The 14,040-nt window shown below is 44.0% G+C and carries 11 protein-coding genes; 6 read left to right on the top strand and 5 right to left on the bottom strand.

Features of this window, described 5'->3' with window-relative positions; genetic code table 11:
• From D8S85_RS08810 to D8S85_RS08800, 3 genes are read left to right on the top strand one after another with little or no spacing between them, the layout of a single operon-like run.
• Positions 1-1,509 (top strand): RagB/SusD family nutrient uptake outer membrane protein, encoded by a 1,509-nt coding sequence (locus D8S85_RS08810; RefSeq protein ID WP_106480385.1) that lies wholly within the window; start codon positions 1-3, stop codon positions 1,507-1,509.
• A 10-nt stretch (positions 1,510-1,519) separates the two neighbouring features.
• The gene (locus D8S85_RS08805) at positions 1,520-2,506 is read left to right on the top strand and encodes a hypothetical protein (protein WP_127074980.1); all 987 of its coding nucleotides are present in this window, start codon (positions 1,520-1,522) and stop codon (positions 2,504-2,506) included.
• Positions 2,507-2,538: 32 nt separating this feature from the next.
• Positions 2,539-3,741, top strand: coding sequence for a TlpA disulfide reductase family protein (locus D8S85_RS08800; protein WP_158641536.1), 1,203 nt, complete (start codon positions 2,539-2,541; stop codon positions 3,739-3,741).
• 124 nt (positions 3,742-3,865) lie between these two features.
• On the opposite strand, the gene D8S85_RS08795 is transcribed toward D8S85_RS08800, so the two are convergent.
• Positions 3,866-4,603, bottom strand: coding sequence for a hypothetical protein (locus D8S85_RS08795; protein ID WP_106480382.1), 738 nt, complete (start codon positions 4,601-4,603; stop codon positions 3,866-3,868).
• Positions 4,604-4,617: 14 nt separating this feature from the next.
• Here D8S85_RS08795 and D8S85_RS08790 point away from each other — a divergent pair, with 14 nt between their 5' ends.
• On the top strand, positions 4,618-5,964 hold the full coding sequence (locus tag D8S85_RS08790) for an ATP-binding protein (RefSeq protein WP_181951153.1): 1,347 nt from the start codon (positions 4,618-4,620) through the stop codon (positions 5,962-5,964).
• A gap of 118 nt (positions 5,965-6,082) precedes the next feature.
• On the opposite strand, the gene D8S85_RS08785 is transcribed toward D8S85_RS08790, so the two are convergent.
• Together D8S85_RS08785 and cls are read right to left on the bottom strand one after the other, a co-directional pair.
• Positions 6,083-8,515 (bottom strand): bifunctional UDP-N-acetylmuramoyl-tripeptide:D-alanyl-D-alanine ligase/alanine racemase, encoded by a 2,433-nt coding sequence (locus D8S85_RS08785; RefSeq protein WP_106480381.1) that lies wholly within the window; start codon positions 8,513-8,515, stop codon positions 6,083-6,085.
• A gap of 330 nt (positions 8,516-8,845) precedes the next feature.
• The gene (gene cls, locus D8S85_RS08780; protein WP_127074979.1) at positions 8,846-10,300 is read right to left on the bottom strand and encodes a cardiolipin synthase; all 1,455 of its coding nucleotides are present in this window, start codon (positions 10,298-10,300) and stop codon (positions 8,846-8,848) included.
• A gap of 57 nt (positions 10,301-10,357) precedes the next feature.
• On the opposite strand from cls, the gene prmC reads away from it, so the two are divergent.
• Both prmC and D8S85_RS08770 read left to right on the top strand, forming a co-directional pair.
• The gene (prmC, locus tag D8S85_RS08775; RefSeq protein ID WP_127074978.1) at positions 10,358-11,218 is read left to right on the top strand and encodes a peptide chain release factor N(5)-glutamine methyltransferase; all 861 of its coding nucleotides are present in this window, start codon (positions 10,358-10,360) and stop codon (positions 11,216-11,218) included.
• A 26-nt stretch (positions 11,219-11,244) separates the two neighbouring features.
• Entirely contained in the window at positions 11,245-11,700 is a 456-nt protein-coding gene (locus D8S85_RS08770; RefSeq protein ID WP_106480378.1) for a regulatory protein RecX, read from the top strand.
• 1 nt (position 11,701) lies between these two features.
• On the opposite strand, the gene D8S85_RS08765 is transcribed toward D8S85_RS08770, so the two are convergent.
• Together D8S85_RS08765 and D8S85_RS08760 are read right to left on the bottom strand one after the other, a co-directional pair.
• The gene (locus D8S85_RS08765; RefSeq protein WP_127074977.1) at positions 11,702-12,421 is read right to left on the bottom strand and encodes a Crp/Fnr family transcriptional regulator; all 720 of its coding nucleotides are present in this window, start codon (positions 12,419-12,421) and stop codon (positions 11,702-11,704) included.
• Between the two features lie 14 nt (positions 12,422-12,435).
• Entirely contained in the window at positions 12,436-14,016 is a 1,581-nt protein-coding gene (locus tag D8S85_RS08760; protein WP_106480376.1) for an NAD+ synthase, read from the bottom strand.
• Between the last annotated feature and the right edge of the window lie 24 nt (positions 14,017-14,040).

The raw sequence follows: 14,040 nt of genomic DNA, 5'->3' as shown, positions 1-14,040 counted from the left end.
ATGGAAAAGAAATATTTATATAAATTATTCATCGTGAGTCTCTGTCTGTTTTTGGGGGCTTGCGAGGGGTATTTGAACGAGATTCCTCAAAACAAACAGAAGCTATCGACAACGGATGATTATGATCAGTTACTTAATAATGCGTACTTGACCAAGGCCGTACTTCCTTATATCGATGTTCTAACGGATGACGTGGATTATATGGCGGCAGATAGGCAACCGAATTTTGCCAATAGTGCCGATACGTATTTAGGAGCTCATTTGTGGGATAATAGCATTGAGACTACCATGCCGAATGGCGATGAGACATTTGAAAAATTTTATAATAGCATCTTTAATACCAATGTAATTATTGGGAATATCGACAATGCCATTGGAGACGTGTTGGATGAAGCAATTGTTCGACAAACTCGTGATCATATTAAAGGAGAGGCGTATGCTTTACGGGCTTTCCGTTATTTTTATCTGGTAAATATGTATGCGGCACCTTACGATCCGGCTACTTGTGAGAAAGAGCCTGGAATTCCGATTAATTTGGAAATGACGGCAGAAGATAAAGCTTATCATCGATCATCGTTAAAGGTTGTATATGAACAGATTGTAGATGATTTGGAAAAAGCCATTCCCCTGTTGGAAAATAATCCGATGGATACTGACAAAACCCGTTTTTCTGCTCTTGCGGCAAAGGCGTTGTTGGCAAAAGTGTATCTGTATATGCAAGAGTGGGATCTTGCAATAGAACAAGCGGAAAAGGTGATAAAAGCTAATCCTGCACTGTTTGATTTGCGAGATGCGGGAGAGAACCCGGTTATCTATACGGAGACACCTTTAAGTTATTGGAGTCCAGAGGATGTTCCCGGTATAGGTTATTTGGATGAGGAAAATGATAATGTATTGTTCGTTAATGGAATTAATGAGCTTTATATGATTTTAAGTGGGGATATTGCCGAAACCGTTTTTTACCCGAGCGAAACTCTATTTAATGTGTATGAAGCAGGGGATGTACGCAGGTATTATTTCATGAAGAGAAATTTGTCGGGCCGTCTTCGTTATGTAAAAAACAGGTATTATTCATTGAGCTACTCTAATTTTGTCGTTCAATTGAGTTCTGAATATGGTTATACCCGAGCAATTCGGACGGAAGATATGTATTTGATTCTAGCGGAGGCTTATGCTCACAAAACTGATGGAATTGCTACTGCCGTGGGATATTTGAATACGTTGCGCGAGGTGAAATTCAGAACACAGGACTTTGAGACCACGGGAAGGCTTCATGCTACTGATTTTAATCAACAGACATTGTTAGAAACCATTTGGAATGAAAGGAGACGGGAATTCTGTTTTGAAGAGCAGCGTTGGTTTGATCTTCGGCGTACGACCCGGCCTTCCATCACCCATTATGGAATTACCGGAAATGCTACTTTGCAGAAAGATGATCCTCGTTATGTATTGCAAATTCCGCAAAAAGAGTTGAATTCAAATCCTGAAATCGGTGCTAATCCCAGATAAACGCATGAATATGAAAACAAAATATGGAATAATGATATTATTAGGCTGGTTGTTATTAGGATCGGCTTGTAATGAAGGTGATTTAACCTCGGAATTCACTTATAACGGTCCGATTCCGGCAATTGCTGACGGGCCTTCGGAGGCTCAAAAAATTTGTTATGAGTTGTATCAAAAATACGACCATCACGTGTATTACACGTTAAGCGGCGATGAAGCGTTGCATACGAATGTCGGTATTACTCAAACAAATATGATTGCGTATAATTATCCGGATGCATTACCTTTGGTGGCTGCTGACGAGAAAACGGCAGAGTCTTTTCTAAAATTATTACAAACATTCTATAATGCTTTGCCTGAAACGATTGTGAAAACGACAGTTATCAAACGCCAAGTTTTGATAAAGGAGAATATTTGGTTTGATGAACTAGGAAGATATATGGGCTATTTCGGGATGATGGTGCCGACTCCGAATTTGAGCATCGGTTATGCCGAGGAAATGCAAGGTATTATTTATTGGGGAGGAATGAATGATGCTATTGGCGTACAACCGGAACTTTGGAAATATAGCCTTGCAAACAGTTTCTTTAAAGCTAGAACGATATCTTATTATGCGTTAGATATGCCTTCTCCGGATGCTTTTATTCTAGTGTCGAAAGGGAAATATTTTAATGAAATGTCATATGAAGAACAAGGCGATGCAATGATGGAAATGTTGGATTGGATGACGGGGGAATGGAATATGGATTATATAAGAAGTTTAGGTTTTGTAGATCCTTATCCGTTTTTTATGTTGCAAAGTAATTACATGCCGAATGAAGATATGGCTACTTACGCGGCGTGGATAGTTTGTAATCCTCTCGAGGAGCGTCAGGAAATATTGGATAATTATCCGCTTGTGAAAAAAAGATATGATCTTACGTTGGAATATTACAAGAAGAATTTAGGAGTAGATTTAGAAGAATTTTGTGAGTTCTGGGTGAATGTAACGATTGAATGAATGAAAAGTTTGTAAAAGATAAATATTTGAATATGAAAAAATATTGTATATTCTTTTGGTGTTTAGGAGTTTTAGCTGCCTGTCAACGAGAATCCGGGTATAAGATTATTGGATCGGTTCCCGGTACTCCCGATGGCATGAAAGTATATTTATATAATTGGAATACTCCCGTGGACTCCGGTGTGGTGAAGAGTGGTAAATTCGTGTTAATGGGGAAGGTGGATGTGCCTGTACGTTACCAGTTATGGGTTGATTTGTCGCCGGATAAAAAGGCAAATTTTGAGAAAGATATGCGCGGTTCGGATATTTTCGTTGATAACACGGATATACGATACGAGACGCCTTCGATCGATTCTTTAGCTTCTCGAATGAGTTTCCAAAGAGAAGCGGTAAAAGGCAACGTGTCGGTAGTAGGTTCTCCAGCGCATGATTTGTATCTGAAATATAAGGAAAAAATCAAACCTTATCGTGATAAAAATAGTGCGGCTTGGAATAAATATTTGGAAGTTTATCATATTCCGGCTCTTGATGGGGTATTTAATACCCGTGAGGGTATTGCCTTGGTTCGGCAAATACAAGCTGCAGAAAAAGAAATGAAAAGAATACAGTGGGATTTTATAGCTGAAAATCCCATGTCATCGGTATCTATTGATGTTGCTCAAAATATCGTTTTTTCTTCAAAACTTTCAAAAGCAGAAATGGATAGACTTTTACAAATGATCGATCCTTCTTTGCATCATGTTGTGGCGTATAAGGAATTAAAAGAAAGTATGGAAGATTTGTACCCAATCGCAATTGGAGAGAAATATAGAGATATAGAGGTTGTTAACGAGGAAGGGAAGACCGTGCATTTGGCTGATTACGTGAAATCGGGACAGTATAATATGGTGGAATTTTGGGCGTCTTGGTGCGGTCCCTGCCGGGGAGAGATTCCTCATTTGCGTCATGTGTATGATATCTACGGAAAAGGTGAAGATGCGTTTAACATGATAAGTATTTCTATTGATAATAAAGAAGACGATTGGAAAAAAGCTTTGAAAGAAGAGGAAATGAAGTGGGTTCAATTGTGTGATCCTAAAGGGTTTGAGGGGAGCGTTGTCAATAAATATAAAATTAGAGGTATTCCTTTCTGTTTGATTTTGGATCGGGAAGGGCGTATCATAGATCACGGGGTGAGAGGGGCGGAATTGGACGTGGTATTAGTAGATTTGTTGGGAGATCGTTATGAAAAGTAAATAGCTTCTCGTAAACTATACACAGTGGAAAATTCTTCCAGCTTCTGAAAAGAAGTTTGGAAGAATTTTTTGGGTATTAGGGCAATCTTTCATAACAACCGATGTGATGTTGTACGGTTGCGGTTCATGCCTGTTTCCCTTTTGTTTTCCATGGCTTGAATACCGATATGATTACTACCACAGCAAGCAGAAGTAATTGTATAGGTCCCCATATAGCACTTACAGCGAGATTTCTGTTATAAACATCCTGATTGACCATATACCAATCAATTTCATGAACATTCCCTTTTACAGCCGGTCCCATGATAATCCACCCGATCAGTACCATTACTATAGTCAAAATCCATTTAACTGTCAACCAATGCTGCTTGAAGAAGCCCCATTTTGTCCATGCTCCGTAAACAATTGCGGTAAGAATAATGCCAATGACTCCGCCGAAGATCAGCAGATCGTCGAGAATTTTTATCGCTAATGATAAAGTGAACATTCCTTCAGGGGTAGTAGGCGTAATCGTGACCCTGAGCAAGTTCATCGCTATTCCGCAGCCAATCCAAAGGATTGCGGCAAACAAATGAAATATTTTCAACCATTTCAGGTTAACAGAATTAGCAGTTTTCATAATTCGTCTTTTTAACGCGAAAATACAACAATGATTTGAAATAACGCAGATTTTCCTCCCCACTGCGTCTGGCTTAATGCCAAAAACAACTGCGTGCCTATACAGCACTTGTGGCAAGATTTCCGTTATAGACGTGACAAACATTTGGTGGATAACGGCAAAAACGTCAAAAACATTTGGTGGATAACGGCATTTTGCGATTTTAAATTTGGTGGGATGCTTTTTTTGGATTATATTCGCCATAAGAATTGAGAATAATGGAAGAGAATAAGATCTATTTTAAAAGAAAAATGTACGATACCATGCTCAAATGGAAATCTGAGCGCAATGGTGATACCGCATTATTAATCCAAGGAGCCAGGCGTATTGGTAAATCAACAATAGCAGAGGAATTTGCTCGTCATGAGTATAAATCATACCTATTGATAGATTTTTCAAGAATATCCAAGGAAGTAACTGATTTGTTCAATGATATCTCGGATTTGAATTATTTGTTTTTAAGATTGCAATTTATCTATCAAGTGCAGTTGTATGAAAGGGAATCTGTAATAATTTTTGATGAAGTACAATTACAGCCTCTGGCGAGACAAGCAATCAAACACCTCGTGAAAGATCATAGATATGACTATATAGAGACGGGATCCTTAATATCAGTTCGATCAAAAAGTCGTGATATAATAATTCCAAGTGAAGAGACAAAAGTCGATATGTACCCCATGGATTACGAAGAATTTAGATGGGCACTTGGTGATACTGCAACAATTCCCTTATTGCGAACCGCTTTTGAAAAAAAACTCCCGTTAGGAGATGCCGTTCATCGTAAACTGATGCGAGATTTTCGCCTGTATATGCTTGTTGGAGGGATGCCTCAGGCGGTTTCTGCTTATATTAAAACGAATAATTTTTCAATTGTTGATGTCGCGAAACGGGATATCATCGCTTTGTATGAAGAAGATTTTGGGAAAATCGATGATTCGGGAAAGGCGAAGTCGATGTATGATGTGATTCCTGCACAATTAAGTAAAAATGTGTTACGTTATCAAGTGGGAAAGGCTATTCCTAACGAAAAGGTGGATAGAATAATAAATATTGTGAAGGAAATGGAGGATTCGATGACGGTTAATGTTGCATTTCATTCTGACGACCCGAATGTCGGTTTGGCGTTGACAAAAAATGACGAATATTTCAAAATGTATGCCTCGGATACAGGTCTGTTCGTAACACTTGCATTTAAAGATCGTGATATTACAGAAAATGTCATTTATGATAAATTGCTTAGCGATAAACTTGGTACAAACTTGGGATACGTTTATGAAAATGTCATAGCCCAAATGTTAAAAGCTACCGGGAAGAATTTATTTTACCATACAATTCCCTATGCCGAAGGTAAAAAGTATTATGAAATCGATTTTGTCATACCCGATGGGCATAAGATATCTCCCATAGAGGTGAAATCTTCAGGGTATAAATCTCATAAATCATTGGATCAGTTTTGCATTAAATACTCCGATCGGATCATGAATAAATACGTGATTTATACAAAAGATTATAAGAGAGAGAATGGCATCGATTATATTCCGGTTTATATGACCATGTTTTTATAACCGTATACAAAGGAAAATTTATAACTTTTGTCGAAATACCTGCAAAAGTTACAACATTCGCGGGTAATAAACCGCAAAATCTGCGGTTTATTACCCGCGAACGTACCCAGCCAACGGGCTACTCCTTGTAGTACACTCGTTTCACGCGGAAAGAGATGCCTGTAAGTACTTCGTACGGGATGGTCCCCAGTTGTTCCGCCAATTCGGTCACGGGAATGTGTTTCCCGAAAATCTCGACCTCGTCCCCGATGGCGGCATCCGTGTCCGTGATGTCGATCATGCAGGTATCCATGCAGATGTTACCTATAATCGGAACCCGTTTCCCCTTGACGAATACGTTGCCGATGCGGTTGCTCAAATGACGGTTGAGCCCGTCGGCATACCCCACGGGGATCACGGCAATCCGGGAGGGGCGGGTCGTGTAGCTTTTACGTCCGTAGCCGATGGATTGACCTTCGGGAACGTTGCGGATGGAGGAAATGTAGGTTTTGAAACTGCTTACGGCTTGGAGTTGGGCATTCGCGGCACTGATGCCGTGTAAACCGATACCGAGACGAACCATGTCGAAATGGTATTGCGGGAACCGTTCGATGCCGGCGGAATTCAAAATGTGACGCCAGATTTTGTAGTTAAATTGGGCTTGGATGCGTTCGGTCATACGTTCAAACAGGTGGATTTGGCCCAAGGTGAATTCATCGTGCTTGGCTTCGTCACTTCCCGCGAGATGAGAAAACATGGAACGGATGTACACGGAACGTTCGGTATTGAAAAATTCCAATAATTGCGGGATATCCTGTTCATCAAAACCGGAACGGTTCATGCCGGTGTTCAGTTTGATATGTACGGGGAAACGCTTGATCCCGTGTTTTTTCAGTGCCTGGTTGAAATCTTCCAAAATGTCCAGGGCGTAGATTTCCGGTTCCAAGTTAAACATGATCATGTTGTCAAAAGCTTCCCGTTCGGGGTTCATGACAGCGATGGGAATGGTGATGCCCGCGGCACGCAGTTCGATTCCCTCGTCGGCAAAAGCGACCATGAGATAATCCACCCGATGGTATTGTAGCAAGGAGGCAATCTCACGGGAACCGCTACCGTACGAAAAAGCTTTTACCATGACGGCGAGGTGTGCGTCGGTCAATGACCGGAAGTGATTTAGATTGTAAACCATGGCATCCAGGTCGACTTCCAGAATGGTGCTGTGGGATTGCTTTTGCAGGAACCCGGCGATATATTCGAATTGGAAGGCCCGCGCACCTTTGATCAAGATTATTTGGTTTTTGAAATTCTCCCGGTCTTCCTGGCGGAGAAAATGTTCCGTGTCTTCGTAAAAGCGGGAATTGACCGCGAAATTATGGCGATGTTCACAGAGGTGTTTGCCGATACCGATAAATAAAGAGATGTTTGCCTGTCGAAGGGTCTCCGCGATAGAAGGGTAAAGATCGTCTCCAGCTTTTCCCGTGTCCATGAAATCGGAAAGGATAACAACCCGCTCTTTCGAGGAATCCTGTGTTGCCAATATGTTCAATGCCAGTTGGAACGAGGAGGGGTCTGAATTGTAATAGTCATTCACGAGCGTGCAATTGTTGATGCCGTCTTTGATTTCAAGGCGCATGGCTATGGCGGAAAGTTGTTGCACTCGGGAATAAATGGTATCCGGAGAGTAGCGTTTTAACAGCATGGTGCTGACAACGTTCATGCAGTTCTCGAATGAGGCGATGTCCGCGAAAGGAATGTCCAGCCTGAAATTGGTACCGTTGTACGTGATTTGTACTTCCCGGTGCCCCCCCGTAATATTTAGTGTTTTTACTTGAATTTGCGCGTTCTCGTCTTCCCCCCAGAGTAAGCACGAGACGGTGGCGGGCAATTGTGTTTTGATATATTCCATGGCCTCTCCCGATTGCCCGATCACCCAGGAACAGGACGTGAAAAGTTGGGCTTTTTCGGCTAGTTTTTCTTGCGTGGAGGCGAAGTTTTCACCGTGTGCATCCCCGAGATGAGTGAAGATTCCTACCGTTGGCCGGATCATTTGTTGCAGGCGTTTCATCTCCCCTTTTTGGGATATTCCCGCCTCGATGATGGCGATTTCGGTGCGGGCATCGATTCCCAACAGAGATAGGGGGACGCCTACTTGAGAGTTGTAACTCCGGGGACTCCGGTAGATTAGGAAGTCCTTTGACAGGAGTTGGTATAGCCATTCTTTCACGACGGTTTTCCCGTTACTTCCGGTAATGCCGATGACTTCGGCGTTGACCTGTTGACGATGGTGGGCTGCCAGCTGTTGCAAGGCCGCCAATACGTTTTCAACGACGATCAGGTTGGCTTCTGTCAGTAGTTTGAATTCTTCCCGGAATTCACTGATGACAAATGCTCGAACCCCATCCGCGTATAGGGTTGGGATGTAATCGTGCCCGTTGTGATTGTTACCTGTTAAAGCAAAAAATAGCGTGTGTTCGGGCGTGACGACCGAGCGGCTGTCGATGCTATATTCCGTGATCTCCACGGGTATCCCGCTATGTAATGTACCGTTAATGATTTCGGCGATTTCGTTCATAAGATTTGAAAATTGAAAATTGAAAATTGAAAATGAAGGATTTGCAATTTTCAATGATGTTGTTTTTATAAAGGCAAAGCTACGGATTTTAGGGGTTGGATTTACCTGTGGGGTAAAGAAAATTTTGCTGTCGGAGTGGCAAGTTGTATGGTGTTGTTTGGGGGGTGATTCGTAACAGTTTGGGGCGTGTTAAGCGGCAATAGACGTGTGACAGAGGTGTCCCCTAGGTTTCACGGCCGTTTGGGAACTGACTTTGCTCACTCGGGGACATGTGATACTTAGGGGGTTGACCGCTTATTTCGGGCTTATTTCCCGATGAATTGTGTCGAATTAGAGTAGGGGCGCGAAGAGACGGGCCAGGGATTCCCGGATTTTATCTCGTTTGGGGCGGAATTTCCAGCGTTGGATGCTGATTTCAGTGCTGCCTTTCAGGTCGTTCAGAAAATCAGAACCGAGTTGGCGGCTGACGTTGCGGTCGTAGATGATGAGGTTGACTTCGAAGTTTTGTTCGAAACTACGGATGTCCATGTTGGCGGTACCCACGGAAGATACCAGCCCGTCCATGACGATTACTTTGCTATGGTTGAATCCTTTACGGTATTGAAATACTCGAACCCCGGCTTCCAGCAGTTCCTCCACGTAGGAGCGCGTGCACCAGTGCGTGAGTGTCGAATCGGATTTGTACGGGATCATGATGCGTACATCCACTCCACTCATGGCCGCGGTTTTCAGCGAGTTGATCGTGGTTTCACCCGGCATGAAATAGGGTGTCGAGATGAAAACGTACTTCTTGGCCATGTTGATCAGCGTGAAGTAGGCTTGCTGGATGGATGTCCAGTCGCTATCGGGACCTGAGGCCACGGTTTGAACGACCACGTTGCCGTCGACTTTCTTGTTGGGAAGGTATTCCGCTTTGTTTAGCAGAAGTTCCTGACGGACGAAGTACCAGTCGAACAGGAAGACCACTTGTAACGAGGTGACGGCTTCCCCTTTCACTTTCAGGTGGGTGTCGCGCCAGATACCGATGCCGGGTAATCCGTGCAGGTAGCGATCGGCGAAGTTTAACCCGCCGATGAAACCGGTGTCGCCATCCACGACCACAATTTTCCGGTGGTTCCGGTAGTTTACCTTGTTCGTGAACAGGGGGAAACGTACGGGGAGAAAGGGGTATATCTGGATTCCGGCAGCCTGCATCTCTTTGATGTAGCGTTTGGGTAATTTCCAAGATCCCACGTCGTCATAGATAACGCGCACTTCCACGCCTTCTTTGGCTTTCTCGATAAGCAGTTCTTTCAGTTGTTCCCCGAGTTCTCCTTTGTCAATGATATAGTATTCCAGATGAATGTATTTCTTCGCCTTGGCGATGGCCTTGAAAATCGAGCTGAAGGTGGCTTCCCCGTTGTTGAGAATTTCGACCGTGTTGTTACGGGAGAGGAGCGCCTTGCTGTTGTTTAGGAGCAAGGTCATCAACGGTTTGACCGCTTCCATGTCTTCTTTTTTCAGTAGTTCGGTTTTCTTGATACGTTGTTTCTGGTCCTCGCTCATGTATTGCAACCACTTGAAGTCGCCCAGTCCTTTCATGGAGAACATTTTGATCTTCCGATAGTTCATACCGAAGTAGATATAGAAAAATAGTCCGATGCCGGGGACGAGGATAAGGACGAGCATCCACGCGAGTGTACGTACCGGATTCCTGTTTTCCAGTATGATCGTGTATATGATCGCCAAAATGGTGAGGATATACAGCAGTATGCCGAGGTTAATCGCAATATTCGTCCAGTTCACGCAATTAAATTTTCAGTTTTCAATTTTCAGTTTTCAATTAAACCGTATCTTTGTTTCATGAATACGATGTTTGATTTACAACAATACGCATTACAGGAGCTAAAGGATGCTTATACCGAGCATGAAATAAAAGTTTTATGCTCGCTTGCCTTTTGCCATCTGTTGCATTGTACAAATATAGAAATCCATCTTAAAAAACACGAATTTTTAGAGAAAAGCTTTATCGATAAATTCGTTCAAGTTGTGGAAGAGTTAAAAACGGATAAGCCGATTCAGTATATTTTGGGTGAAACGGAATTTGCCGGTATTGATTTTCAGTTAAATAGCGAAACGTTGATTCCCCGTCCGGAGACGGAAGAGTTGGTGATGTGGATTGTGGAATCGGGAGTACGGCCGGGTGCGAGGGTGCTGGATATAGGTACCGGAAGCGGGTGTATCATCGTGTCTTTGGGAAAGTTGTTGAAAGGGGGAAGGTTTTATGGGGTGGATATTTCCCCGGAGGCCGTGCGTCAAGCTGCCGATAATGCCCGGAGGAATGGCGTGGAGGTGGATTTTGAGGTTCGTGATATATTGCACTACGGTGAATGGGAATGGCCCGGTTTCGACGTGATCGTGAGTAATCCGCCGTATGTAAGGGAGTCGGAGAGGGAGTTTATGCATGATCGGGTGCTGAATTATGAGCCTTCCAGGGCTCTTTTCGTGCCGGATGCCGACCCGTTGATGTTTTACCGGAAGATTGCCGAATTCGGTCGCGATCATTTGAACGAGGGGGGGGCGTTGTTTTTTGAAATCAACGAGGCTTTGGGGAAAGAAACCGTCGAGTTGCTCCAGAAGATGGGGTACGAGGAGGTTGAGTTGCGGAAGGATATTAACGAGCGGGAAAGAATGGTAAAAGCCCGGGGAAATTTTAAATTCTAAATTCTAAATTTTAAATTACATCGAAAGTGGATGCGAAAAAAGCGTTGAATATAGTTGCCGGGCAGTGTAGTAAAAAGGAGTATTGTAGTTTTGATGTACTTAAGAAGTTACAACGCTGGGAGTTGGAGGAGAAAGATATTGCCGCGGTCATGGAGTTTTTGGTGAAGAATCATTTTTTGGATGATGCCCGTTTTGCCGAGGCGTATGCCCGGGATAAGCATCGTTTTAATCGTTGGGGGAAGTTGAAGATCATGCAGATGCTCCGCCAGAAGCGTGTGCCGGAACGGCTGATCGAACAGGCTTTGTCGGCTCTGCCCGATGAGGAAAACGATACGACGTGTCTGGCGTTGTTGAAACAAAAGAACCGGGGTTTGAAGGAGGAAGACCCGTATAAACGAAAAGCAAAGCTTTTTCGCTTTGCCTTGAGTCGTGGCTTTGATTATGAAACCATTAGCCGGTGTATCGATCAATTACAAGATTGAATCATCCCATATCACTTACTTTTTCCAACGCTTCCATGTTTGTGATCTTGATTTGCTTGCCGGAAAGTTCCAGTATACCTTCCGAGGCGAAGTTGGATAGCGTGCGGATGGCGTTGGACGTGGTCATGTTCGAGAGATTGGCCATATCTTCCCGGGAAAGGCAAATTTTCAGTGTTTTGTTATCATCTTCGAACCCGTACGTGTCTTTCAGTACAAGCAAAGCTTCGGCCAGGCGCCCGCGAATGTGTTTTTGCGTGAGCGTGACGGTTCGGCGGTTCGAGAAACCCAGGTCGGTGGCTAATGCCCGGATCACGTTCATGGCAACATCCGAGTTGCTGCGTACGATACCGAAAATGAGTTCGGTTTTCATGATGCAGACGATGGAGTCTTCCAAGGCTTCGGCCGATGCGATGTGCATTTCTTCGGCAAAGAAGGCCCGGTAACCGATGAACCCGACGGGTTTTGCCATGCGCACGATTTGTTCCCGTCCCGCGATGCCTTTCTTGGCGATTTTAGCTTTTCCGGTAATCAGACAAATTAACCCGAACGGTTTATTCCCTTCTTCGTAAATCAAGTCCCCTTTTCGGTACATCTTGCAAATGCTGGTTTGACGAATGATGCTTTTGCTGCTTTCGTCCAGGTTGGCAAAAAGGGAGTTGGGACTGTCAATGCAAATGTTGCAATATTTTTCGTGTAATTCTTTGTCTTTTATCGTTCTCATAAATTTATTTGGTGTTATAATTTGGCTACGAGTGGCACTCGGCGTCCGCTACCGAATGCTTTTTTACTGACTTTCAGTATCGGTGGACATTGGGCCCGTTTGTATTCGTTACGATTGACCAGGGTGAGCGTTTTTTCAACGACTTCGGGGGCAAATCCTTTCGCGATGATTTCTTGCTTGGAACTGTTTTCTTCAAGATATAATTTCAAGATAGCATCCAGCGTGTCGTAATCCGGCAGGGAGTCCTGGTCTTTTTGCCCGGGCCGCAGTTCGGCAGAGGGGGCTTTCGTGAGGGTATTTTCCGGGATCAATTCCCCGTTGCGGTTCATGTAACGGGATAGTTTGTACACGTCGGTTTTGTACACGTCTCCCAGCACGGAAAGCGATCCGCACAGGTCGCCGTATAAGGTGCCGTATCCCACGGCAGCCTCGCTTTTGTTGGACGTGTTTAGAAGGATGTTCCCGAATTTGTTGGAGATCGCCATAACAAGCGATCCGCGGATACGAGCTTGCAGGTTTTCTTCGGCCACGTTGAAGGGGGTGTCCTTGAAGACGGGTTTTAGCGTGGTAATAAAGCTATCGTATATCTCTTTTATGGGCAAGGTTTCGTGGGAGATTCCCAAATTTCTTGCCAGGTCGACGGCGTCCGTGACCGAGTGGTCGGTTGAAAATCGGGAAGGCATCAGTATGCCCAGCACGTTTTCTTTTCCAAGGGCTTCTGTTGCCAACGCGGCAACAAGGGCAGAATCAATTCCCCCGGAAAGCCCGAGTACGGCTTTCGAAAATCCGTTTTTGTGGAAGAAATCTTTTATTCCTAGAATGAGAGCATCGTGGATAAGGGCTATGCGGTCCGGTCCTTTTTCTTTGAGAGCCGGGGCGTTAAGCAGTCTTTCCGTGTCGATGATCATGAAGTCTTCTTTGAACGCGGCTAATTTGTACGTGGAAATTCCTTTGCTATTGACCACGAAAGAGTTTCCGTCAAATATCAAGGATGCGTTCGCTCCCACGTGATTGAGCGATATGAGCGGGCATTTCTGTTTGTGGGCGATGTATGACAGACTTTCTTTTCGATAAGCGAAGCTCTCCGTGGTGAAGGGTGTTGAGCCGACATGCACGATGAACGAGTCGGTTTTCTCGATCATGTTGGATTCGTATTCGTCGAAGATTACTCGGATGTTCTGATTCTTGTAGTGCAGGGGGGTGTTGGATTCCCCCGGGATGAAATACCGGCTTTCGTCGAAGACGTCGTAATCACTCAAGATGGTTTTGTTGACCCCGCCTCGTACTTCCCCGTCATACATGAAGAACATGGCGTTCATCAGTATACCGTCTTCCAGATCCAGGTTCGGGCCGCCTACTAATGCCGCGATGTTATGACATTGTTCTGCAATTTTTTCAATGTTGACACGACATTCGTTCACGAAATGTTCTTTCTCTAAAAGATCTTGCGGGTAAGCACCACAGATGGCATGTTCCGGAAATAGAACAAGTTCAGCCTTCATGGTCTTTGCCTTTTTTATGGCAGCAATAATAAGATCCCTGTTTTTGGAAATATCTCCGATGTGGTAGTTGATTTGAGGTATCGCTATTTTCATAATTCTGCACGTTGTATCCCTTGG

The organism is Butyricimonas faecalis (assembly GCF_003991565.1).
GTDB classification, from domain to species: domain Bacteria; phylum Bacteroidota; class Bacteroidia; order Bacteroidales; family Marinifilaceae; genus Butyricimonas; species Butyricimonas faecalis.
The sequence above is the reverse complement of the archived record's forward strand: the minus strand, read 5'-3'. Positions and strand labels throughout refer to the sequence as shown.

Coding starts and splice junctions, on each gene's coding strand:
- D8S85_RS08800 (WP_158641536.1), top strand. CDS start 2,539: ATGAAAAAATATTGTATATTCTTTTGGTGTTTAGGAGTTTTAGCTGCC.
- D8S85_RS08810 (WP_106480385.1), top strand. CDS start 1: ATGGAAAAGAAATATTTATATAAATTATTCATCGTGAGTCTCTGTCTG.
- prmC (WP_127074978.1), top strand. CDS start 10,358: ATGAATACGATGTTTGATTTACAACAATACGCATTACAGGAGCTAAAG.
- D8S85_RS08805 (WP_127074980.1), top strand. CDS start 1,520: ATGAAAACAAAATATGGAATAATGATATTATTAGGCTGGTTGTTATTA.
- D8S85_RS08760 (WP_106480376.1), bottom strand. CDS start 14,016: ATGAAAATAGCGATACCTCAAATCAACTACCACATCGGAGATATTTCC.
- D8S85_RS08795 (WP_106480382.1), bottom strand. CDS start 4,603: ATGGCGAATATAATCCAAAAAAAGCATCCCACCAAATTTAAAATCGCA.
- D8S85_RS08790 (WP_181951153.1), top strand. CDS start 4,618: ATGGAAGAGAATAAGATCTATTTTAAAAGAAAAATGTACGATACCATG.
- D8S85_RS08765 (WP_127074977.1), bottom strand. CDS start 12,421: ATGAGAACGATAAAAGACAAAGAATTACACGAAAAATATTGCAACATT.
- D8S85_RS08785 (WP_106480381.1), bottom strand. CDS start 8,515: ATGAACGAAATCGCCGAAATCATTAACGGTACATTACATAGCGGGATA.